Origin of the sequence: Pseudomonas sp. KK18, from assembly GCF_037094675.1 — a bacterium.
Classification (GTDB): Bacteria; Pseudomonadota; Gammaproteobacteria; order Pseudomonadales; family Pseudomonadaceae; genus Aquipseudomonas.
Genome location: NZ_CP146605.1, coordinates 2,622,192 through 2,644,223, shown reverse-complemented (window position 1 = coordinate 2,644,223; position 22,032 = coordinate 2,622,192). Strand labels below are relative to the sequence as shown.

16 protein-coding genes are annotated in these 22,032 nt (G+C 63.4%); 3 read left to right on the top strand and 13 right to left on the bottom strand.

The window, feature by feature from the left end; all coding sequences use genetic code 11:
• The first annotated feature begins 23 nt into the window (after window positions 1–23).
• Window positions 24–488: a hypothetical protein gene (locus tag V6607_RS12075; protein WP_003219875.1), complete on the top strand. Its 465-nt coding sequence runs from the start codon at window positions 24–26 to the stop codon at window positions 486–488.
• A gap of 144 nt (window positions 489–632) precedes the next feature.
• Here the strand turns inward: V6607_RS12075 and V6607_RS12070 are convergent, their stop codons facing one another.
• Complete coding sequence (locus tag V6607_RS12070) at window positions 633–2,738, bottom strand: TonB-dependent receptor (protein WP_003219873.1); 2,106 nt, start codon at window positions 2,736–2,738, stop codon at window positions 633–635.
• Window positions 2,739–3,177: 439 nt separating this feature from the next.
• Between V6607_RS12070 and V6607_RS12065 the strand changes: the two genes are divergently transcribed.
• Together V6607_RS12065 and V6607_RS12060 are read left to right on the top strand one after the other, a co-directional pair.
• Window positions 3,178–4,365, top strand: coding sequence for an acyl-CoA dehydrogenase family protein (locus V6607_RS12065; RefSeq protein ID WP_003219870.1), 1,188 nt, complete (start codon window positions 3,178–3,180; stop codon window positions 4,363–4,365).
• Between the two features lie 22 nt (window positions 4,366–4,387).
• Window positions 4,388–5,476 carry a sigma-54 dependent transcriptional regulator gene (locus V6607_RS12060; RefSeq protein WP_134326162.1) on the top strand — a complete coding sequence of 363 codons (1,089 nt, stop codon included), beginning with the start codon at window positions 4,388–4,390 and terminating at the stop codon, window positions 5,474–5,476.
• A 35-nt stretch (window positions 5,477–5,511) separates the two neighbouring features.
• Here V6607_RS12060 and V6607_RS12055 read toward each other — a convergent pair whose 3' ends face one another.
• From V6607_RS12055 to V6607_RS12000, 12 genes are all read right to left on the bottom strand, one after another.
• Window positions 5,512–7,317, bottom strand: a complete 1,806-nt coding sequence (locus V6607_RS12055; protein ID WP_102368605.1) for an ABC transporter ATP-binding protein — start codon at window positions 7,315–7,317, stop codon at window positions 5,512–5,514.
• Window positions 7,318–7,576: 259 nt separating this feature from the next.
• Entirely contained in the window at window positions 7,577–8,089 is a 513-nt protein-coding gene (locus V6607_RS12050; protein WP_134326161.1) for a GNAT family N-acetyltransferase, read from the bottom strand.
• Entirely contained in the window at window positions 8,086–9,528 is a 1,443-nt protein-coding gene (locus V6607_RS12045) for an MFS transporter (protein ID WP_134326160.1), read from the bottom strand. Before V6607_RS12045 ends, V6607_RS12050 begins: the two co-directional genes overlap by 4 nt.
• Complete coding sequence (locus V6607_RS12040; protein ID WP_134326159.1) at window positions 9,525–10,733, bottom strand: acyl-CoA dehydrogenase family protein; 1,209 nt, start codon at window positions 10,731–10,733, stop codon at window positions 9,525–9,527. Before V6607_RS12040 ends, V6607_RS12045 begins: the two co-directional genes overlap by 4 nt.
• Before the next feature lie 20 nt (window positions 10,734–10,753).
• Complete coding sequence (locus tag V6607_RS12035) at window positions 10,754–12,469, bottom strand: ABC transporter ATP-binding protein (RefSeq protein WP_134326158.1); 1,716 nt, start codon at window positions 12,467–12,469, stop codon at window positions 10,754–10,756.
• Window positions 12,466–13,329 carry an ABC transporter permease gene (locus tag V6607_RS12030; protein ID WP_003219852.1) on the bottom strand — a complete coding sequence of 288 codons (864 nt, stop codon included), beginning with the start codon at window positions 13,327–13,329 and terminating at the stop codon, window positions 12,466–12,468. The genes V6607_RS12035 and V6607_RS12030 overlap by 4 nt, the downstream gene beginning before the upstream one ends.
• On the bottom strand, window positions 13,326–14,306 hold the full coding sequence (locus tag V6607_RS12025; protein ID WP_003219850.1) for an ABC transporter permease: 981 nt from the start codon (window positions 14,304–14,306) through the stop codon (window positions 13,326–13,328). The genes V6607_RS12030 and V6607_RS12025 overlap by 4 nt, the downstream gene beginning before the upstream one ends.
• Window positions 14,303–15,964 carry an ABC transporter substrate-binding protein gene (locus V6607_RS12020; protein ID WP_023659005.1) on the bottom strand — a complete coding sequence of 554 codons (1,662 nt, stop codon included), beginning with the start codon at window positions 15,962–15,964 and terminating at the stop codon, window positions 14,303–14,305. The genes V6607_RS12025 and V6607_RS12020 overlap by 4 nt, the downstream gene beginning before the upstream one ends.
• Window positions 15,965–16,986: 1,022 nt before the next feature.
• The gene (locus V6607_RS12015) at window positions 16,987–18,387 is read right to left on the bottom strand and encodes an LLM class flavin-dependent oxidoreductase (protein WP_087694260.1); all 1,401 of its coding nucleotides are present in this window, start codon (window positions 18,385–18,387) and stop codon (window positions 16,987–16,989) included.
• Between the two features lie 37 nt (window positions 18,388–18,424).
• Window positions 18,425–20,083 (bottom strand): ABC transporter ATP-binding protein, encoded by a 1,659-nt coding sequence (locus tag V6607_RS12010; RefSeq protein WP_003219919.1) that lies wholly within the window; start codon window positions 20,081–20,083, stop codon window positions 18,425–18,427.
• Window positions 20,080–20,943 (bottom strand): ABC transporter permease, encoded by an 864-nt coding sequence (locus V6607_RS12005; RefSeq protein ID WP_102606419.1) that lies wholly within the window; start codon window positions 20,941–20,943, stop codon window positions 20,080–20,082. Before V6607_RS12005 ends, V6607_RS12010 begins: the two co-directional genes overlap by 4 nt.
• 15 nt (window positions 20,944–20,958) lie before the next feature.
• Window positions 20,959–22,011, bottom strand: a complete 1,053-nt coding sequence (locus tag V6607_RS12000; protein WP_087694258.1) for an NADP(H)-dependent aldo-keto reductase — start codon at window positions 22,009–22,011, stop codon at window positions 20,959–20,961.
• Window positions 22,012–22,032 lie beyond the last annotated feature (21 nt).

Below are 22,032 nucleotides of genomic sequence, written 5' to 3'. Positions count from 1 at the left end.
AATTCATTGAGGGAGCAGCGCCGATGTCTACTACCGTAACACCCGCCGGTGGCGGACCGACCACTCAAAAAGCCTCGACGTCGGTATTCGACGACAAGTTGAATATTTCCAAGTCGAGCAAGGTCATCGCCGATTACATGCGCCAAACGGGCAAGTCGGCCATCACCAAGCAAGAGCTTTCGCAACTGGCCAGCAATGCCTCGGGCAAGGTGCCCGCCGATGTGAGCGCTGCGGCCCAGTACATGGAGCGCCATCCCGACGTGTTCACCGCGATCGAAACCCATGATGTGGCCGGTGCCGATAACTTTTCCGGGGTGTGGAACTTCGACTGGGCAGCCAACGGTGGGCTCAACGGCACGGCGACCGATGCCATCGCCAAGATGCAGGACACCTTTGATTTCGCGATTGCCAAGTCGGCGCAGATCACCGAGATCAGCACCGGTAAAAAGGCCGAGCTGGACTCGACCAAACAGCGGCCGCAGAACTAGGTTCCTCGAAATGATCGTTCCCACGCTCCGCGTGGGAATGCATACCGTGACGCTCTGCGTCACCATCACCTCTCGCATCGACGGCCGGACGCAGAGCGTCCAAGGCGGCATTCCCACGCGGAGCGTGGGAACGATCTGTCACGGTCAGAAGTGAAACGCCACCCCCGTGGTCACGTTGAACGCATCCCCCACATAGAAGTTGGCCGAGTCCTGGCCCTTGGCGTCGTACGCGGTGTTGGTGGCCGTGGCATAGCGCTTGTTGGTCAGGTTGCGTGCATCGACGAACACTTCCCACTTCTTGCTCGGGGCCTCGTAGCCCACCTTGGCCCCCCACAACGTATACGACGGCGCACTCAGGGAGTTGGCAAAGTCGACGTAATAACTGGACGCCGCCCGGGCGTTGAGCTGCGCGTAGAAACCGCTGCCTTGGCGATATTCCAGCTCGGCCTGGTAGACCTGGCGCGGCAGGCCCGGCAGCTGGTTGTCGCCGAACACCGCATCGTTGCGGTAGTGGAAGTCGTTGAAGGTGTAGGCCTGGCGCAGGGTCACGGTGTCGCCATTGCCGCCGTCCCACAGTTGCGCATTCAAGCCGGCTTCGATGCCCTGGTGAATGGTCGCGCTGCCGTTGGAGGTGGCCACCAGTTGATCCTGGGTAGCCGTCGCCTGGCGTACCACCACCGACAGCAGTTCTTTCTGCACCCACGAGCGGTAGACCGTCAGGCTGCCGTCAAAAATACCGTGGCCGCCGCGGATACCGAACTCCACGGTGTTGGCTTTTTGCGGCCGCACATCACGGATGTACGGCGTGCCGGTGCTGCCCAGCTGCCAGGTGACCGGTGGATCCACCGAGCGGCTGACGTTGCCGAACACTTCGAATTCCGGAGTCAACTGATAGCGCAGGCCAATGCGCGGGGCGACGTCGGTCTCGTCGTATTCAACGCCACTGGGGAACGCGCTGGTATTGGTGGCGGTGCTGTATTCGATCTGCGCCTTGCGCTTGATATCAATCAATGACAACCCGGTGGACAGCCACGTGCGGTCATTCAGTTGCAGTTCGTTGCCGAGGGAAAACACCGTGTCCCGCGAGCCGGTGTAGTTGGTCTTCTGCTGGGTGATGCCGGTGGCCTTGCTGTGGGATTTCACATCGGCCAGGTACGCCAGCGTATTGCTGAAGGTCACGCTGCTGTCGCTGCGCAGGCCGAAGAAGGTGTCGGCGGTGCGCAGGTAGCGCAAGGTCAGGTTGACGTCCTGGGAGCGCCATTCCTGTGGTGTTGGCGAATAGCGCCAGCCGTTGTCCAGCGGGTAATCGTTGTAGCCCAGGCCGACTTCGAGCTTGGCATTGTCGTCGAAAGTGTAGGTGGTGGTGCTGCCCAGCAGGGTCGAGCCGTCCTTCTTGCGCCCGATGGGCACGAGGTTGCTCGTGGGGTCGTGCTTGAGCTGGTATTTGGTCAGGGTGTTGCCCTGGCTAAGGGTTTCTTCCTTGTAGCGAATGTAGAAGCGCGTCTCCAGTTGCGGGCTGAACACGTGGCCGAAGTTGGCAACGATCCCCTGCCCCTTGTTCGGTGTGTTGTCCTGGTAACCGTCACGCTCGTTGTGCTGGATGCTGACGTAATAGTCATTGTCGCCGTCCACGCCGCCGGTGCTCAGTTGCTCCTTGCGATAGCCGAAACTGCCGGCTTCGAAACGCGCGTAGTTGCCCGGATCGGTGCGGCCGGTCTTGCTCACGAAGTTGATCGCGCCGCCCAGGGACAAGGCTGAATAACGGAAGGCGTTGGCGCCGTAGAGCACCTCGGTGTGGTCCACGGAAGCCATGTCCAGCATGTCTTCCTGGGTGCCGCCCGGGCCGGTCAACGGCAGGCCGTCATAAAGGAATTTGATCCCCAGCACATAGCCTTGATAGAAGGTATTGAGGCCCGAACCGCGGATCGAAATCTTGTTCGCGCCCGAGCCGCTGGTGGCTTGGGCGAATACGCCCGGCTGCAACGCCAGCACGTCCTCGGCGTTCGCCGCGCGGCCCTGTTCGATCTTGCGGTTGTCGATCACTGCGGTTTTGCCGGGCACCTTGGACAGTTGCTTCTCGGCCTTTTGCGCTTCGGTGGCTTCGGCACCGGTGACCACTACCGTGGCCAGGGTCGGGTCCGCCTGGGCGGCAAAGGCCGCGCCGTGTATCAACATCAACAGCACGCCAAGGCTGGACGCGGTGGCCAGTGACTCAAAACGACGAGCGCGAGGTTCAAACAGTTGCCGCATGAATTAAATACTCCTGGGGTCTCGAATTAGTTGGAGCATCTATTCGTATAGTCGCGCTCTGTTTCCAACTTTGCAGGGTTCATGCCACGTCCAAGCCTCAATAAACACTGGCCGGCCACTCTTATTAATCGCCACAAGTGCAACACTTTGCTGGTGAAATGTTCGATTCCGGACAATACAAAAACCACCCACAACCACTTATATGCTCAAGCAATAAAAGCATAACGAAAGCCCCGCCCTGCGGGCACAGGACGCAACTGTGCAAATCCCAACAGCCCTCCAACAAAAGTTGCGTATTCGACACTGTCCGCGCCTGCATCCCCGTAAGAAGTCGCAAGTTATCGGCTTATTGTTACTTGGTATGGGTCTTGCTCTATCCATTGCCTGTTGAAACAAATCAGCTCGAGCATTCTCGACTTAAGCAACGAGGTATTCACGCGTGACGGTCAACTTACTCTGCACCCGCAGGACGCCACTGGAGATTGCCCGTGACCTGGCGACCGAGTTCGCGCGCACCGCCGTCGACCGCGACGCCAGCGGCGGTACGCCCAAGGCCGAACGCGACAAACTGCGCAGCAGCGGCCTGTTGTCCCTGAGCATCCCCGGGCAATTCGGCGGGCTGGACGCCAACTGGTCGGAAACCTTCGAGGTGGTGCGCGAATTCGCCCGGGTCGACAGCTCCATCGCCCACGTATTCGGCTTTCATCACCTGATGCTCGCCACCGTCCGGTTATTTGCCACGCCCGCACAATGGCAAACCTGGTTCAGCCTGACGGCCAGCAACAACTGGTTCTGGGGCAACACCCTGAACCCCCTGGACACCCGCACGGTGGTCAAGCGCCACACGGGCTGGCGGGAATTCTCGGGACAGAAGAACTTCTGCTCCGGGGCCAACGACTCGGAAATGCTGATCGCCTCGGCCATCGATGAAAGCGCCGGCGGCAAGTTGCTGATCGCGGCGATTCCCAGCGCCCGCAGCGGGATCATCCTGCACAACGACTGGAACAACATGGGCCAGCGCCAGACCGACAGCGGCAGCGTGACCTTCAAGCGCGTGCGCGTGGAAGAGTCCGACCTGTTGCTGGACCCGGGCCCCCTGAGTACTCCGTTCGCCTGCCTGCGCCCGCTGATTGCGCAACTGCACTTCGCGAATATCTTCCTCGGCATCGCCGAAGGCGCGTTCGAAGAAGCGCGCCAATACACCCTGGAAGAAGCCCGCCCGTGGTTCCGTTCCAGCGCCAGCCACAGCACCCAGGACCCTTACATCCTCAGCCACTACGGCGATTTCTGGGTGGCGCTGCAAAGCACCCGCCTGCTGGTGGAGCGCGCAGGCCAGGTGCTGGACGCGGCATGGGCCAAGGGCTCGGCCCTGACCAGCGAGGAACGCGGCGAAACGGCGATTGCCATCGCCACCGCCAAAGTCGCCGCCAGCCGCAATGGTCTGGAGTTGTGTAGCAAGGTCTTCGAGGTCACCGGCGCACGGGCGACCAACGCCTCGGTGGCCCTCGACAGGCACTGGCGCAACTTGCGCACCCAGAGCCTGCATGACCCGCTGGACTACAAACTTCATGAACTGGGCGAGTGGGCACTGAACGGTACCGCGCCCATCCCGACGTTTTATTCCTGATCTTTTATTCAAAGGGATAACCATGCAACTGCTGACCCTACCGCCCTCGCCCGCCCTTGCCACCTCCATCCGCGCCACCGCGCAGGTGTTTGAAGACCCCAGGTCCAAGGCCTTGCTCAAGCATGTGCAACAAGTCGCGCCGAGCGAAGCCAGCGTGCTGATCATCGGTGAAACCGGCACCGGCAAAGAGTTGGTCGCACGGCATATCCACAACCTCAGTGGCCGCAAGGAGCAGCCATTCGTGGCGGTGAATTGCGGTGCGTTCTCCGAATCACTGGTGGAAGCCGAGCTGTTCGGCCACGAGAAAGGCGCGTTCACCGGTGCCCTCGGTGCCAAGGCCGGCTGGTTTGAAGAAGCCAACGGCGGCACGCTGTTCCTCGATGAAATCGGCGACCTGCCCATGTCGATCCAGGTCAAGCTGCTGCGGGTATTGCAGGAGCGTGAAGTAGTGCGCCTGGGTTCGCGCAAAAGCATTCCGATCAATGTGCGGGTACTGGCGGCGACCAACGTGCAGCTGGAAAAAGCCATCAACGCCGGGCATTTCCGCGAGGACCTGTTCTACCGCCTGAACGTGGTCAACCTGGAACTCAGCCCGCTGCGGGATCGCCCCGGCGATATCCTGCCGCTGGTGCAGTACTTCATCGACACCTACACCCGCCGCCTCGGCTATGGCGAGATCATCTTGAGCAAGGAAGCCGAGCAACGCCTGGCCACCTACAGTTGGCCGGGGAATATCCGCGAGCTGGAAAACGTCATCCACCACACCCTGCTGATCTGCCGCGACGGCGTGATCCAGGCCGATGACCTGCGCATGTCCAGCCTGCGTATCGAACGCCAGGAAGACAGCACCACCGCCCATGACCTGCTCGACCAGGCCTTCCAGCGGCTGTTCGAGGAGCAGATAGAAAACCTCCACGAACAGGTGGAACGCAGCCTGCTCACCGCCGCCTACCGGCTGTGCCAGCACAACCAGGTGCACACCGCCGAGTTGCTGGGGCTGAGCCGCAACGTGACCCGCACCTTGCTGATCAACCTCGGAGAGCTGAAGGTCAACAAGCGCCGCCCGCTGGCCGGTGCCAAGGATGACCGGGTGCTGCACCTCTCGATCTGAACCTGACTGCGCGGCGTACCCGGTACGCCGCCTGGTCACACCACCGCTTCATCCAGCGCATCGCTGAACTGGCGACTCCACAACCGCGCATATTGCCCGCCCTGGCGCAGCAACTGTTCGTGGCTGCCGTCCTCGATCACCCGGCCATTGTCGAACACCAGGATCCGGTCCAGGTGGGCCACGGTGGACAGCCGATGCGCGACCACCAGCACGGTCTTGTCTTCCATGATTTCGTCGAGCTTGTCCTGGATAAAGCGCTCGGTGATCGAGTCCAGGCTGGAAGTGGCTTCGTCCATCACCAGGATCGGCGCGTTTTTCAGCAACACCCGGGCAATCGCAATGCGCTGGCGCTGGCCGCCGGACAATTTGACCCCACGCTCGCCCACCAGCGATTCGTAGCCGTGTTCCATGCTGTCGATAAATTCACTGGCGCCGGCGCGGTGGATCGCCTCGGCGACCTCGTCCATCGAGGCATCCAGGCGGCCGTAATGGATGTTTTCGCGAATGCTGCGGTGGAACAGGCCGGGCTCCTGGGGAATCAGGCCGATCTGCTGGTGCAGCGAATGCTGGGTCACCTCGCGCACGTCCTTGCCGTCCACCAGCACCTGGCCTTGCTGCACGTCGTAGAGGCGCAGCAGCAAGCTCAACAGTGTCGATTTACCGGAACCGGAAGCGCCTACCAGACCAACTTTCTGGCCAGCGGGGATGACGATATTCAGGTGTTCGAAAATCGGCCGTCCGGCGCTGTAGCTGAAGCCCACGTCGCGAAACTCGATATCGCCGCGCTTGACCATCAGCGCCTTGGCGCCGGGTTGGTCGATGACTTCATGGGGGCGGATCAAGGTGCGCACGCCGTTGGCAATGTTGCCGGTGGCTTCGAAAAATTCGAGAAAGCGTCGCGACAGGTTGCCCACGTCACTGATGATCAACAGCGACAAGCTGGTGGACATCACAAACGCCGCAATATCGATGCGGTGACTGCGCCACAAGTACAGGGCGAGCAGCAACAGGCCCAGCTTGAGCACCACGCCACAGCTGGTCTGGAACCAGCGGATGCGCTCCATATAGCCGAGGGAGCGATAAGCCGCCGTCACCTCCTTGTCGAGGAAGGTGCCCAGGTAACTGTGCTCGAAGGCATGCCGCGCAAACAGGCGGATATTGGCCAGGTTGGACACGGCGTCCACCACTTTGCCGGTACTGGTGCTGCGCGCTGCCGAATACTGCTGGGCCAGCGGATGACTGCGCCGTGCGAGCAGGTAACAGATGGCGATGAACACCACCGACCAGCCGGCCATGAACAGCGCCAGCAGCGGCGAAGCGGTCCATAGCAAGGCCGTGGCCAGGCTCAGCGTCACCAGCAGCGGGATCAGGTCGAACAGCAGGATGCTCAGGGTCTGGTTCACCCCAAGGGTCACCTCAGACACCCGGTGCGCCAGGGCGCCGGCGAATTCGTTGCTGATAAAGCGATGGGAATGCTGTTGCAGGTAGGCGAACACCACATGGGTCACCGTACGCCGCTGCAACGGCAACACGTGGATATGGCAGCCCGCCGCCGCGCGGGTAAATAACACCTCGCACACAAGCAGTATGGCGAACAGCGTCAACGGCCAGCGCAGCACCTCGAACGCACGCTCCGCCTCCAGCCCATTGCTGACGGTGCGGGTGATTTGCCCAAGGCCCCAGGGAATCAGGATCGAACACACCACGGCAGCAATCTGCAACAGCAGGATCGCCAGGTACCACCCTTTGAAATGCCCGATGAAATGCCGCACAAACGCCGCCGGCGTCGATGGCAAGTGCTGGACATTCCAGGTGCGAAACAATGAAAAAGACGAACTCATGGCCAATGACATTCCTGAATGACGCCTGTGGCCGCGCAGCTTTCAGGCAAAAATGGTGAGTGTGATCGTTCCCACGCTCTGCGTGGGAATGCATCCGGTGACGCTCTGCGTCACGATTTTAAGAGCGGACGCAGAGCGTCCAGAGCGGCATTCCCCTGTGGCGAGGGAGCTTGCTCCCGCTGGAGTGCGAAGCGCTCCCAGGATTTTGGGGCCGCTGCGCAGCCCAGCGGGAGCAAGCTCCCTCGCCACAGGTTCAGCGTCACTTTTGGGATTGGTAGCGAAGTTCCTCCAACTCACGACCGCCCCGAGCAAGGGTGCGGCTTGATTCGGGCTGCGCTATCCATCCTGCATTTTGGTAAAAGCGCACTGCCCGCCGGTTTTCAGCCAGCACCCACAACGTCGCCGTCTCCAGGCCCAGGCTCGCGAGATGCTCCAGCCCCCTGAGCCACAGCGCCCTGCCCACCCCCGTTCCCCAATGCTCGGCCAGCACATACACCGCCTGCACTTCACCGGTTACGCCTGGATCAGCATCCTCATCACGACTCGAGCTGACAACAATCCAGCCCACCACACGCCCCTCGACCTGCGCGACAAACACAGCTTCGCTCCCCTGCTCAATCGACTGCCGCCAAAAGGCTTCACGCCGAGGCTGCGTCGCCTCCAGCGAAGCCAGGTAATCCGCCGGCATCAGTTCACGATAAGCCTGCTGCCAACTGCGAATATGCACCCAGGCAATGTCACCTGCGTCCTCGATACGTGCTGCCCGAATCATCCAATTCCCTCTGCGCGTTTTGCATAAATCGCCGAGCCCGCCTGGGGCGACAGCCTGCGATAAACCAGCCCCGACAAGGCACACAGCAATCCGGCACCCGCCATGATCCAGGCGATATCACTCTGCTCGACCGTGGCATGCCCGCGCACGGCCATGATCAAGCCGAGCAGCCCCGCCGCGATGCCCACCGATAAACTCAACGTCAACTGAATGGTCATCGCCGACAGGCTGCTGGCGCGGCTGGATTGCTCCGGTGGCACGTCGGCATAGGTCAACGCCCCCAGGGTGCTGAATTGCAGCGAACGAATGATCCCGCTGCCAAATAACACCAGTATTACAATCCAGTAAGGCGTTGATACCTCGAACAGGCTGCACGCCAGGATGGTCGCACCGGTGAGCACCGCATTGCCGATCAAGGTGCGCCGGAAACCGAAGCGGCTGACAATCCGCACCGCCAGCATTTTCATCAGCAACGCACCCACGCCACCGGCCACGCTTAGCAGCCCCGCCTGCAACGGGTTAAGCCCGAAACACAGCTGGAACAGCAACACCAGCAAAAACGGCTGTGACGCGCTGCCGATGCGCATAAGGTTGCCGCCCCAGAAGCTCACCGCGAAGGTCGGGATTTTCAACAACGAAAAATCGATCAACGGGTACGCCGTCCGCCGTGCATGCAGGACATACAGCCAGGCACTCAACAGCCCGCCGCCAATCAGCAGCAACGCCCACTGGCGCGGCAACAGGCCGTGGCCCAGCACCTCGAAACCGAACACCAGCCCGCCCAATGCCACGCCGCTGAGCAACAGGCCGGGAACGTCCAATGGCTGGCCGGGTGTCCCGGAATAGTCCGGGATATAGCGCAGCACCAGGATCACCCCAAGCACGCCGATCGGCAGGTTGATCAGGAAGATCCAGTGCCACGACAGCACCGTCACCAACAGCCCGCCCAACGGTGGGCCCAGCAGCGGCCCAACCAGCGCCGCCACCGTCAGGTACGACATGGCACGCAGCAGGTTTTCCCGCGCCGACCAGCGCAGCAGGATCACCTGCCCCACCGGCACCATCATCGCCCCCGAGGCACCCTGGGCCAAACGCGCCAGGGACAGTTGCAACAGCGAGCCCGAGCAGGCACAGGCCACCGACGCGAGGGTGAACAGAACGATGGCGCTGATAAACACCCGACGCGGCCCGAACCGGTCGGCCGCCCAGCCGCTGACCGGCACGAACAGCGCCACCGCCAGCAGGTACAGCGACACCACCAGGTTCATGCGCACGCTGGGCTCGCCGAAATCCTGGGCCATCTGCGGCAGCGCCGTGAGCACCGCCGTGGCGTCGATCAATTCCATGAACAGCGCACAGCCGATGATCATCGGCACCCGGCGCGCGTGCCCGGTGCCCACCTCGCCCAAGGGGTGTGAAAGGTCGAGGGCTTTGTTCAAAACAGCCCCGATGTCGGAGGCGGCGTGCCCTTGAGTTGCCAGGCGCCCACGGCTGCGGCTTTCCAGTGCCGGGGATTGTGGTTGGCCACGGTGCGCGCGTTGCGCCAGTGCCGGTCCAGGTTATGCGCGCGGCCGGTGGTGGAAGCGCCACCCACGTCGAACACCAGCTCGGCGGCCTTGAGCGCCGACTCCGCCGCGATGTATTGCGCCTGGGCCACGTCCACTGCCGCCTGGTCGACGGCCACCGCATCAAGATCCGCAGCCCAGGCGCGGTCAATGGAGTCCGCCGCGTGCAACACCACCGCTTCGGCGGTAAAAGCCCGGGCTGAAACGTCGCCCACGCTCAGTTCCACGTACGGGTCATCCACCGAGCGCGTGGCGCTGCTGTGCTTGATCGGCCGCGCATGCTCCTTGGCAAAGGTCACCGCATCATTCAGGGCATTACGCGCAATACCAGCCTGCACCGCCGCGAGGAACACTTGCAGGAACGGCGTGACAATCGTGCGCTTGCCTTCCTCGACGGTGCGGGTGCGGATCTCGCTGGCCAACACCTGCACATCATGCAGATGGGTGGTGCCACTGGCGGTCAGGCGCTGACCCATGGCGTCGAAATCATCCAGCAACTCCAGGCCCTGGCGGTCGCGCGGCAGGATGAACGACACGGGCTGGTCATTCTCGTCCAGGGCGACGGCGCTGACCCAATCGGCATACAACGAACCGGTGCTGTAGTACTTGCTGCCGCAAGCGCGAAAGTGCTCGCCGTCACGCACGATGCGCGCACTGATCGAACCGTTGGCACCGCCGACTTCCCAGCCGGCATTGCCGATCACGGCGCCTTGCAGGTAGCGCCCGAACCAACGCTCGCGCTCCTCCTCCGCCCCCTCGGCGCGGGACGCCAGCAGGCCTTCGACAAACCCGAAACCGGGGCGCAGCGCCTGGGCCACGTTGGAGTCGGCCGAGGCGATGCGAATCAGCAAGGCAATCACGTCCCTGACCGAACCACCGGCGCCGCCAAACCGCTTGGGAATCCGCACGGTAAACAACCCGGCCTGGGCGATCTGCGCCACGGCCTCATACGGCAGTTGGCGGTCACGCTCACGTTGCGCAGCGCCGGCAGCAATCTGCGGCAGGATGCGGTCGGCGCGGGCGTTCAGTTCGGCCACCGTTACAACCGGCGGCGTGGGTACAGCAGACAACTTGCTCATGGCACTTCCTTGATTCAGGTCTAGATGGCGATTTTCCACAGGCGCGATTCATCAAACAGCCAGCCGGGGTTTTCCGGCTCCAGGGCCGGCACCACCAACTGCGTGCCACTGCCGGGCAGGCGTGGCACCGCGCCCAGCAGGCGCCGGGTGTATTCGTGCTGGGGCGATTCAAACATCGTCTCGACGCTGGCGCTTTCCACCACCTGGCCGTGGCGCATCACCAACACTTCGTCGCTGACGTGGCGAATCACCCCCAGGTCGTGGGAGATAAACAGGTAGGCCAGGCCCAGCGAGGCTTGCAGGTCGGCCAGCAGATCCAGGACCTGGGCCTGCACCGACACGTCCAGCGCCGACACCGGCTCGTCGCAGATAATCACTTTGGGGTTGCTGGCAATCGCCCGGGCAATCGCCACGCGCTGGCGCTGCCCGCCCGACAGTTGCAACGGTCGGCGCTCGGCCAATTGCGGCGCCAGGCGTACCTGGTCGAGCAACTGTGTCACGCGGGCCGCCTGTTGCTCGGCGTCGATACCGGCAACGTCCAGCGCATCACTGAGGATCTGCCCCACCGTCCAGCGCGGGTCGAACGAACTCAGCGGGTCCTGATAAATCACGCTGATATCCCGGCGATGCACACGGCGGGTCTTTTCCTCGACCCGCTCGGTACCTGCCGCGGCCCATGGCTGGTCGAGAAAACGCACCTCACCGGCATCCGGTTGCAGCAAGCCGAGGGCGATACGCGCCACCGTGGTTTTGCCCGAGCCGGATTCACCGACGATGCCTAGGGTGCGGCCGGCGCGCAGCTCGAAGCTGACGTTATCCACCACCTGACGCGACTGTTGATCGGGGCCGATATACCGTTTGCCCAGCCCGGAGGCCTTGAGCAACACCGGCGAATCCGCGCCGGGCCGTGGTTGCGCCACAGCGTTGCTGCGCTCCGGCGACAAGCGTGTGCCCCGGGCATGTTCGGCGGGCACCGCATCCAGCAGCGAGCGGGTGTAGGCGTGGCGCGGGTTGAGCAGCACCTGATCCATCGGCCCCTGCTCCACCACTTCGCCGTGGCGCAGCACCAGCACCTCATCCGCCAATTGCGCGACCACTGCCAGGTCATGGCTGATGATCAGCAGCGAATCGCCACGGGCCTTGATCTGCTGCAACACCTGCAGGATCTGCGCCTGCACCGTGGCATCCAGCGCCGTGGTCGGTTCATCGGCGATCACCAGGCCGGGGTTCAATGCGAGTGCGCTGGCAATCAGCGCACGCTGGCGCAGGCCGCCGGAGAGTTGATCGGGACGCTGGCGCGCACGCAGTTGCGGTTCGGGTACGCCCACCAGGTCCAGCAGTTCGATGACGCGTTCGCCACGGCTGCGACGGTCGCCCCAGCGATGGGTCTCCAGCACTTCGAGAATTTCCTTGCCCACCGGCCGCAACGGGTCGAGGGACACCAGTGCATCCTGCAACACGAAGCCGATGCCATTGCCACGCAAACGACGCCAGCCGCGTTCCGACAGGCTGAGCAAATCCACACCGTCATAGCTCAAGGTGCGCGCCGTAACCTTCGCGCCCGCACCCGCCAGGCCGATCAGGCTGCGGGCGGTGACGCTTTTACCGGAGCCGGATTCGCCCACCAGCGCCAGGGTCTTGCCAGGCTCCAGGGTGAAAGACAGATTGCGCACCACCGACTGCCCGGCAAACTCGATGGACAGCCCTTCAACGATCAAGCGTTTCTGGTCGCTCATGAAAGACGGCCCTCCAGGCGTTGTTGCAGGTAACGGCCAGTGACCGTGGTCGACAGCGTGGTCAATACGATGAACAGCCCGGGGAAGAACGTCAGCCACCAGGCGTTGGCGATGAAGTCGCGGCCCATGGACAACATGGTCCCCCACTCCGGTGCCGGCGGACGGGCGCCCAGGCCGAGAAAACTCAGGGCCGAGGCCCAGACAATCGCCTGGCCCACGCCCATGGTCAGGGTCACGATCAGCGGGCGCATGGCGTTCGGCAGCAACTGGCGCAGGATGATGCGCAGCGGCGGATGCCCGAGGGCCCGGGCGGCTTCGATATAGCCCGCGTTGCGCACCGCCAGCACCTGGCCACGGACCATCCGCGCATAACCCGGTGCACTGCCCAGCCCGGTGGCGACGATCAGCGGGCCGATGCCGCTGCCGAAAATCGCCACGAACAACAGCGCCAGGATCAGGCTCGGAAACGCAAACAGCACTTCCAGCAACCAGCCCACGCCGCGGTCCACCCGCGCGCCGCCCAGCCCGCCCAACAGGCCAAGCACAATGGCGATTGTCATCGCAATCGCCGTGGCTGCCAGGCCGATGAACAACGACTGGCGGGTGCCATGGATCACCCGCGAAAAAATATCCCGCCCCGACTGATCGGTGCCGAACCAGTGGGCCAGGCTCGGCGAATGAAACGCATCGCGGGGCACGATGGCCAGCGGGTCGCTATAGGCGAACAACTGCGGCACCAGCGCCGCGACGATCACCAGCAACAGAAAGGTAATCGCCAACAGCGGGCCGAGGCGCAGCGTGCGAGTGGTGCGCTGAATCCGCAGCGCGGGCAGCGGTGTTTCCAGGGTCAGGCCACTCATGCTGGAAGCTCCTGTTGGCGAGGGTCGACCCACAGGTACAGCAGGTCGACCAGAATATTGGCGAGCACGTAACCGGCGGCGACCACCAGGCTGATGCCGATGGTCAGCGGCAGGTCCTGGGCCTGCACCGCCTGGTACAACTGGCGGCCGAGGCCCTTGCGGGAAAAAATCACTTCGATCACCACGGCACCGCTGATCAGCGCGCCGATGGCCCAGCCCGACAGCGAGATGCCCGGCAACACGGCGTGGCGCAACGCGTGTTTGAAGCGCACGTTGAAGTCACTCAGGCCACGGGTGCGGGCGGTCAGGATGAAGGGTTGGTCGAGGGTCAAATCCAGGGATTCGCGGGTGACCTGGGCGATAAACCCGGCCAGCGGAATCGCCAGGGCGAACGACGGCAACACCAGGGTGCGCCAGCCATCACTGCCTGCCGGCGGGAACAGCCGCAGGCCGAACGCAAACACCGCCAGCAGCAGAATCCCCAGCCAGAAGTGCGGCAGCGCGGCGGCCAGGGTTTCGGCCAACGAGGCCAGGCTGGCAACCCAGCGTCGCCGGCCGGCGGTCAGCACCGTCAGCGCCAGCACCAGGACCCAGGCCAGGGCGAGCGAGGTCAGGGTCAGCTCCAGGGTCGGCCAGGATTGCTCGGCGAGGACGCGGGTCACCGGCAGGTGCTGGGAATAGGAAACCCCCAGGTCACCCTGCACCAGTCGCCCGAGGTACAACGCGTATTGCACCGCCAGTGGTTTGTCGAGGCCGTACTCGCGGGTGGCTTCGGCGATGGTCTCGGGGGTGGGGTTGCCGCTCGGGCCGCCAAGGATCGCCTGCACCGGATCGCCGGGCATCAGGCGCAAGGCAAAGAACGTCAGCGTGGCCACCGCCCAGAGCACCAGCACGCCGCCGGCAAGGCGCCACAGCGCACGTTTGCCGAGCCGGGCCAGGCGCTCGCGCCGTGGGTTGGCAAGTGATGTGTCGCTCATTTGTTCACCCATGCGTCATAGAGATAAGTCACCGCCAGCGACGGCTCCAGCCGCACGCCCTGGGTGGTCTTGTAGATACCCAGCCGCGTGCTTTGCGGGTAGGTGGTCAATTGCAGGTACTGGCTGGAAGCGATTTTCTGCGCCTGGTAATACAGCGCCCGGCGCTGCTCGCTGTCCTGGGTGGTGAGGGCTTGCCGGATCAGCGTGTCGAACGCCGGGTCACTGAAGCCTGCGGTGTTCTGGTGGTAACCACCGACACCCGCCGGGCTGATGAACTCACTGCCGAAGATGATCCGCAGCACGTCGGCGGTGTTGGTGTTCCAGTAGCCGAGGCGAATGTCGTAGTCCCAGTCGGCCTGGCGTTTGGTGGCCTGTACGTCACTCATCTGGTCGACGATCAGCTCGAAGCCGACCTGCCGGGTGGTGGCCTGCACCTGTTCCCACAAGGTGTATTCCGACGGTGGCGTGCGGTTGCCCATCACCACGTGAACTTGCAGGCGCTTGCCGTCCTTGGTGCGGTAGCCCTCGCTGTCGCGCTGGGTCCAGCCGGACTGGTCGAGTAACTGAGCAGCCCGGGCCGGGTCGTAATCCTGGGCGTGCTGGAACTCCGGGCTGTAAAAGCGCGTGGCAGGGCTCAGCGGCCCGCCGGCGCGGGGGAATTCGTTGAAGTACACGCTCTTCAACGCGCCCTCGATGTCGGAGCTGCGCACGAAGGCTTCGCGCACTCGCACGTCATCGAACGGCGCACGGGTAATGTTCAGCGTGCCGTTGGTGGGGTTGCCGGGGCGTTGGGCGATCACCAGGGTCAGGTCCGGGTTGCGTCGAGCGGCCTCGTGAGATTCCGGCGGCAACGCTTCGATCACGTCGACCTCGCCAGCCTGCAACGAGGCGAAGCGCACGGAAGGTTCCTGGATGAACTTCCAGACGATCCGGTCGAGCCAGGCCGGGCCCTGGTGCTTGGCGGTGGGTGGCGCCCAGTTGTAGTCGGGGTTGCGCACCAGCTCGACCTGGCTTTGCCGGTCCCAGCGCACGACCTTGAACGGGCCGCTGCCGACCGGGCTTTCGCAGTTCACATCGCGCGAGCGCAGCAGGGCTGTGGGGGACTCGATGCCGAGGAAGCCTTGGGCGAGGACTTCAAGAAAGGCCGCGTACGGCGTGGCCAGGTGCACCACTGCGGTGTATTCGTCGAGCACGTCGGTGCTGCGGTATTGGCGGATGTAGCCGCCTGCGGTGCTGGACTGGGTCTTGGGGTTGGCCATGTGGTCGAGGTTGGCCTTGACGGCGGCGGCGTTGAACGGGGTGCCGTCGGTGAAGTGCACGTCGTTGCGCAGGTGGAAGGTGTAGGTCAGGCCGTCGGGGGAGACTTCCCAGGTCTTGGCGAGCCAGGGGCCGATGCGGCCGTCGGCGTCCATCGAGACCAGGGAGTCGAGGTACTGCTGGGCGACGAACACCTGGGGCATGTCGCCGGCCACATGGGGGTCGAGGCAGGTGGGTTCGCGGTCGGTGGCGTAGACCAGGGTGCCGCCCTTTACCGGTTGGTCACTGCGTGTGACGGTGGAGCTGCCTTGGCCACAGCCCAGGAGCAGGCCGCAGAGTGTGGCGGTGCCGATAAGGAGCAACGGGCTGGATCGTCGCGGGTAAGGGGCGGGTTCTTGCATGATGGGTCAGGCCTAAAGTCCGGGAACTGGGTCATTGCACAAGGCATGCCGGTTTTTTGGGCCTGTAAACAGGGGGGATTGGAGGGTTGGGGGATTGCTGAAAACGACAATGTGTGTGGGAAGTGTTGGTCAGGCAACAGCTCGGCCTTGGGGGGGCGTGAGGTTTGAGTACATATCCGTTGCTGCGGTAACGGCGGCTATTGGTTCCGCTCTTACAGCGGCTCACTTTTGAACAGCGCAAAAGTAAGCAAAACGCTCTTGCCCCACCACTCGGCACCTCGCTTAGGCTCGGTGTGCCCTCACTCCGGCTTTGGACCGTGGGCCGCCGCGATGGGCCATCCTTGGCCCAGCGCGGCTAACCCGGCGTCCTGCCGGGTTACCCACGCTCCAAAGCCTGCGTTCGGCCAGCGTGGTTTAACGGGGCGCCTAAGATCAAGATCAAAAGCAGATCAAGAGCACAGCGGCCTACCGGCCGGCTTGAGTGTTGAAGAGCAAAAGCCAAATCAAAATCTAAAGCGGGCACGGTCAAAAATGTGGGAGCGGGCTTGCTCGCGAAGGTCGTTAACGATGACGCCGGCATCCTGAATGAACGCGGCGCTCTCAGGTTTTCGCGAGCAAGCCCGCTCCCACAGAAAAGCAGATCTGTTTTCGCTCTGGTTTTTGCTTTTGCTTTTAACACTCAAGCCGGCCGGGAGGCCGCTGTGCTCTCGCTTTTGATCTGCTTTTGATCTTGATCTGCGGGCCCCGTCAACCACGATGGCCGCAAGTAGGCACGGTGGAGCGGGTAAATCGGCAAGGATGCCGATTTAGCCGCGCCGGGCCATGGATGGCCCGTCGCGGCGGCCCGCGGAATCGGGCCGGAGTGCGGGCATGCCGAGCCTAGGCGAGGCACCGAGTGGTGGGGCAAAGACCTTTTGGTTACTTTTGGCTGGGCCGGCATTCCGGGCGTTTGCCAAAAGTGACCCGCTGTAAGAGCGGAACCCCAAGCCGCCGTTACCGCAGCAACGGATATGTACACCAACTCACGATGAAAACCGCAATGGCAACGCCGGCTTCAGCAACGCCGCCGGATCCCGATAACGCGCCCCAAAGTGGTCCCCCGGCAACCGCGCCCGCCCAGCCCCAAACAACCGCTCCCGCAACGTCTCCCCCTCGTTGTACCGCTCACGAAACCGCCCCCGACGACGCAACTCCGGCACCACCAATTCAATAAAGTCCCGCGCCGTCTCAAACGACAAGTACTGCCTCAGGTTAATCCCGTCGATCCCATCCTCATCCAGCCATTTCTCAATCGCGTCCGCCACCACCGTCGGCGTACCCGCGACAAAAAACCGCTCGCGATTAAACCCACCCAGCTGCGCCAATACCGCCCCAACAGTGGAGTCCGCCTTGTACCGGCTCAAACTCTCCCACCCCTTGACCTGCCGACTCACCAGATCACTGATCAACGTATCCCGCGGATACGCCGTCAAATCAATCGCCGACTGCCCGTGAGCCAGCGACGCCTCGACACTCACCAACTTGCGATAACTGTCGAGCTTGGCACTCACCTCCTCATCCGTCCGCCCAACGATCACCCCCGCCATCACAATAAACTTCAACCCCGCCGGATCGCGATCATGCTCAACTGCCTTCTGCCGCATCGCCTGGATATTCGCCCGCACCGCCGGCGCATCATTACCACCGGTAAACACCACTTCGGCATGCCGCCCGGCAAACTCGATCCCGGCCGGTGACCCCGTAGCCTGAAACAACACCGGCGTACGCTGCCGCGAAGGCTGGCACAAGTGTGGGCCGGCAACCTTGAAGTGCTCCCCCACGTGGTTGATATAGCGCACCTTGTCCGGATCGGTGTAGATCCGACGCTCACGGTCGACAATCACCGCGTCATCGTCCCAGGAACCTTCCCAAAGCTTGTACAGCACGTCGAGGTATTCATCGGCGATCTCGTAGCGGTGATCGTGAACCACCTCAGTGTCATGCCCGAAGTTGCGCGCCGCATTCGGCAAATACGAGGTGACGATGTTCCAGCCCACCCGCCCCTTGGTCAGGTGATCGAGGGTACTCATGCGCCGCGCAAACGCGAACGGCGGTTCGTAGGTGGTGGAAAAGGTCGCGCCGAAACCCAGGTTCTTGGTCACCCCGGCCATCGCCGGAATCACCAGCAGCGGGTCGTTGCTGGGAATCTGCATGCCCTCACGCAGCGAGGTCTCGGGGCCGTCGCGAAAGCGGTCATAGGTGCCAATCACATCGGCCAGGAACACGCCATCAAAGGTGCCGTATTCCAGCAGCTGCGCCAGCTCGGTCCAATAGTCCAGGTCGTTGAAACGGTGCCGGTTGTTGTCCGGGTGCACCCACAAACCATGGACGATGTGGCTGACGCAGTTCATTTCAAACAAATTCACGTGCAGTTGCTTGGGCACCAGGAGCACTCCTTTCGTAGATACGTTTTCCAATACGTCAGATCGCGACATTCAGGTAGAACGGGATCGGCGTGTAGTCGGTTTCAAGGGTCGGGATCGCATCGATCAGCGCGCGGGTATAGGCATGGGCCGGACGGTCGAACACCGCGCGTACCGAGCCGGACTCCACCACTTCACCGGCCTTCATCACCAGCACACGCTCGCTGACGTGATTGATCACGCCGAGGTCATGGGAAATGAACAGGCAGGCCAGGCCGAGGCGGCGCTTGAGGTCGTCGAGCAGTTCGAGAATCTGTGCCTGTACCGACACGTCGAGCGCCGACACCGGTTCATCGCAGATCAGGATCTGCGGCTCGGACGCCAACGCTCGGGCAATCGCGATGCGCTGGCGCTGGCCACCGGAAAGTTCGATCGGCCGGCGCGACAAGGCGCTGGCATCAAGGCGTACCAGTTCCAGCAGTTCCAGGGCACGGTCGCGCCGGGCATGACGCGGTACGCCAGCCACCACCAGCGCTTCGAACAGCACACGCTGCACGGTGTAGCGTGGGTCGAAGGAGCTGAGCGGGTCCTGGAACACCACTTGCACCGCACGCCGGGCTTCGCGTTTTTGCCTGGCGTCGAGGTCGGACCAGCGCTGGCCATTGATCCACACCTCGCCGGCATCGGCGGTTTCCAGGCCGAGTATCAGCCGGGTCAAGGTGGTCTTGCCGCAACCCGATTCGCCCACCACCCCCAGCGTCTCGCCGCGACGCAGCTGTAGCGACACCTGGTTCAGCACCGTGCGGGTTTTGCCGTCGGGGCCGACAAAGGTTTTGGACAGCTCGCGTGCTTCAAGCAGTATTTCGCCCTGGGGCGCCGGCTCGGGCTCCACCGCCGTGAGCAGTCGGCGTGTGGGCTGGAAGTGCACGGCCTTGGCGGCCCGCAGCAGCAGTTGGGTATACGGATGACGCGGGTCTTGCAGGACCTGTTCGGTGCTGCCCTCCTCCACGATCACCCCGTGGCGCATCACGGCCACGCGATCGGCCAGGCGCGAGACCACCGACAGGTCGTGGCTGACCATCAGCAGTGCATTGTCTTCACCGCGCAGGCTCTCCAGCAGGGCGATGACCTGGGCCTGCACCGTGGCATCCAGTGCCGTGGTGGGTTCATCGGCAATGATCAGCCGCGGATTGCAGGCAATCGCCGAGGCGATCAGCGCCCGCTGGCGCAAGCCACCGGAAAGTTGCCAGGGGTATTGGCTGGCGCGCAGTTCCGGTTCCGGCACACCGACATCCCGCAGCAGTTCCAGCACCCGCAGGCGGCGCGCTTCCAGGCCCAATGCGGTGTGCAGGTGCAACGGTTCTTCGATCTCGGCACCGACGCGGCGCAGCGGGTCCAGCGCGCCCAACGCGTCCTGCATCACAAAGCCGATGCTCGCGCCGCGCAGTTGCTGCCAGGCCCGCTCGTTGAGCTGGCGCAGGTCGACGCCCTGGAAGGCCAGCTTGGCAGCCTGGACATGGGCGTCCTTGCCGGTGAGGCCAGCCAGGGTGCGGGCGGTGACGCTTTTGCCGGACCCCGACTCCCCCACCAGCGCGAGGCATTCACCCCGGCTCAACTGCAGACTGACACCGTGCAACACTGGCTCGGCCTGGCCGAAACGTACTGTCAGGTCGCGGATATCGACCAGCGGGCCGAGGGTATGGATGTTCATCGTCATAGAGGCTTTCCTTCGCTGCGGCGCAAGAGTTCGCGGCCGATGGCACTGATGGAAACAACGGTCAGGGTGATGATCAGGGCGGGCCAGGCCACCAGCCACGGCGCATTGGCCAGGAAGCTGCGCCCGATGGACATCATCCCGCCCCACTCCGGCGCAGGCGGCGGTGCGCCGAAGCCGAGGAAACTCAAGGCGGCACCGGCAGTGATCGCGCCGCCGATGCCGATGGTGGCGAGGATCAACACGGGCTTGAACGCATTCGGCAGGATGTGCCGCAGCACCACCGCCAGCTGCGATTGGCCGAGGGTGACGGCGGATTCGACGTAGCCGGCATTACGTACGCTGAGGGTTTGCGCCCGCACCAGGCGCGCATAACGCGGCACACCGGCAATGCCTATCGCGAGAATCAGATTGGCCGTGCCCTGGCCGAAAAACGTGATGATCACCAGCGCCAGCAACAGGTCGGGAAAGGACAGCAGCACGTCGATCCCGCGCATCAATGCGCTGTCCAGCCAGCGCGGCCCAAGGCCTGCGATCAAGCCGAGCAAGGTGCCCCAGGCCAGGCCCAGCGCGGTGGCGGCGAGGCCCATGAACAGCGACGAACGCACGCCATAAATCAATCGGCTGAGCACATCGCGCCCGTTCTCATCAGTGCCCAGCCAATGCACATTGCTCGGCGCCTGGAACGCCATGCGCGCCGACGCCTCCAGCGGGTCATACGGGGCCAGCCAGTGCGGAACAACAGCGGCCAACAGCAACAGCCCGACAAATACCCCGGCGAGCAACAGACCCGGCCGCAGTTGGGTAAACCCGACAAGACGCAACGGGCGATTGCCGATCAACGTTTCAATGGTTTGCGTCATGCCAGGCTCCTGGTGCTAAGGCGCGGGGTTGGGGATGCGCTGGTGGATGGCCTGGATCTGCGCCTTGATCTCATCGCCAAGAGTCACGTCCAGCGCGCCGAGGTTGTCGCGCAATTGCGCCAGGCTGGTTTGCCCGGTCAGTGCGCTGGTGACGAAGGGTTTGTCGATGATGAAGGCCAGGGCCAGTTGGGCCGGGGTGAGGCCATGTTGCCGGGCTATCTCCACGTAGCCGGTGATGGCCTCCTGGGCCGAGGCACTGTCGTAGCGATTGAAAGTGCGGTACACCGCCGACAGCCGTGAGCCCTCGGGCCGTGCGCCGCCGAGGTACTTGCCGGTGAGCGCACCGAAGGCCAGCGGCGAGTACGCCAGCAGGCCGACGCCTTCGCGATGGGTGAACTCCGAGAGGCCGCCTTCGTACAGGCGGTTAAGCAGGCTGTAGGGGTTTTGCACACTGGCAATGCGCGGCAGGCCGAGGCGTTCGCTTTGCTTGAGAAACTCGGCGACGCCCCACGGGGTTTCATTGGAAACCCCGATGTGGCGTACCTTGCCGGCCTTGACCTGATCGGCCAGCACCGCCAGGGTTTCCTCGATGGCCACGCTCTGGGTGTCTGCCTGATACGGGTATTCGCGCTGGCCGAAGATGTTGGTGGTGCGGTCGGGCCAGTGCAGTTGGTAAAGGTCGAGGTAGTCGGTGTTCAGGCGTTTGAGGCTGCCGTCGAGGGCTTCGACGATGTTGCGCCGGTCGTGGCGGCTGAGGCCGTCGCGGATGTGCTGCTGGCTGCTGGGGTCACGGGCCGGGCCGGCGATTTTGCTCGCCAGGATCACCTCGTCACGTCGACCACTGGCCGCCAGCCAGCTGCCGATGTAGCGCTCGGTGGTGCGCCAGGTTTCGGCCTTGGTGGGCGTGGGGTACATCTCGGCGGTGTCGATGAAATTGATACCTTCGGCCAGTGCCAGGTCGATCTGTTGATGGGCATCGTTTTCGGTGTTCTGGTGGCCCCAGGTCATGGTGCCGAGGCCCAGCACGCTGACTTGGATGTCGCTATTGCCCAGTTGGCGGTAACGCATGGGTGATCCTTTTTTCTTCAA

Excerpts from the sequence above, each read along its gene's own strand:
- V6607_RS12075 (WP_003219875.1), top strand. The coding sequence starts at position 24 with ATGTCTACTACCGTAACACCCGCCGGTGGCGGACCGACCACTCAAAAA.
- V6607_RS12070 (WP_003219873.1), bottom strand. The coding sequence starts at position 2,738 with ATGCGGCAACTGTTTGAACCTCGCGCTCGTCGTTTTGAGTCACTGGCC.
- V6607_RS12060 (WP_134326162.1), top strand. The coding sequence starts at position 4,388 with ATGCAACTGCTGACCCTACCGCCCTCGCCCGCCCTTGCCACCTCCATC.
- V6607_RS12055 (WP_102368605.1), bottom strand. The coding sequence starts at position 7,317 with ATGAGTTCGTCTTTTTCATTGTTTCGCACCTGGAATGTCCAGCACTTG.
- V6607_RS12050 (WP_134326161.1), bottom strand. The coding sequence starts at position 8,089 with ATGATTCGGGCAGCACGTATCGAGGACGCAGGTGACATTGCCTGGGTG.
- V6607_RS12040 (WP_134326159.1), bottom strand. The coding sequence starts at position 10,733 with ATGAGCAAGTTGTCTGCTGTACCCACGCCGCCGGTTGTAACGGTGGCC.
- V6607_RS12035 (WP_134326158.1), bottom strand. The coding sequence starts at position 12,469 with ATGAGCGACCAGAAACGCTTGATCGTTGAAGGGCTGTCCATCGAGTTT.
- V6607_RS12030 (WP_003219852.1), bottom strand. The coding sequence starts at position 13,329 with ATGAGTGGCCTGACCCTGGAAACACCGCTGCCCGCGCTGCGGATTCAG.
- V6607_RS12025 (WP_003219850.1), bottom strand. The coding sequence starts at position 14,306 with ATGAGCGACACATCACTTGCCAACCCACGGCGCGAGCGCCTGGCCCGG.
- V6607_RS12020 (WP_023659005.1), bottom strand. The coding sequence starts at position 15,964 with ATGCAAGAACCCGCCCCTTACCCGCGACGATCCAGCCCGTTGCTCCTT.
- V6607_RS12010 (WP_003219919.1), bottom strand. The coding sequence starts at position 20,083 with ATGACGATGAACATCCATACCCTCGGCCCGCTGGTCGATATCCGCGAC.
- V6607_RS12005 (WP_102606419.1), bottom strand. The coding sequence starts at position 20,943 with ATGACGCAAACCATTGAAACGTTGATCGGCAATCGCCCGTTGCGTCTT.
- V6607_RS12000 (WP_087694258.1), bottom strand. The coding sequence starts at position 22,011 with ATGCGTTACCGCCAACTGGGCAATAGCGACATCCAAGTCAGCGTGCTG.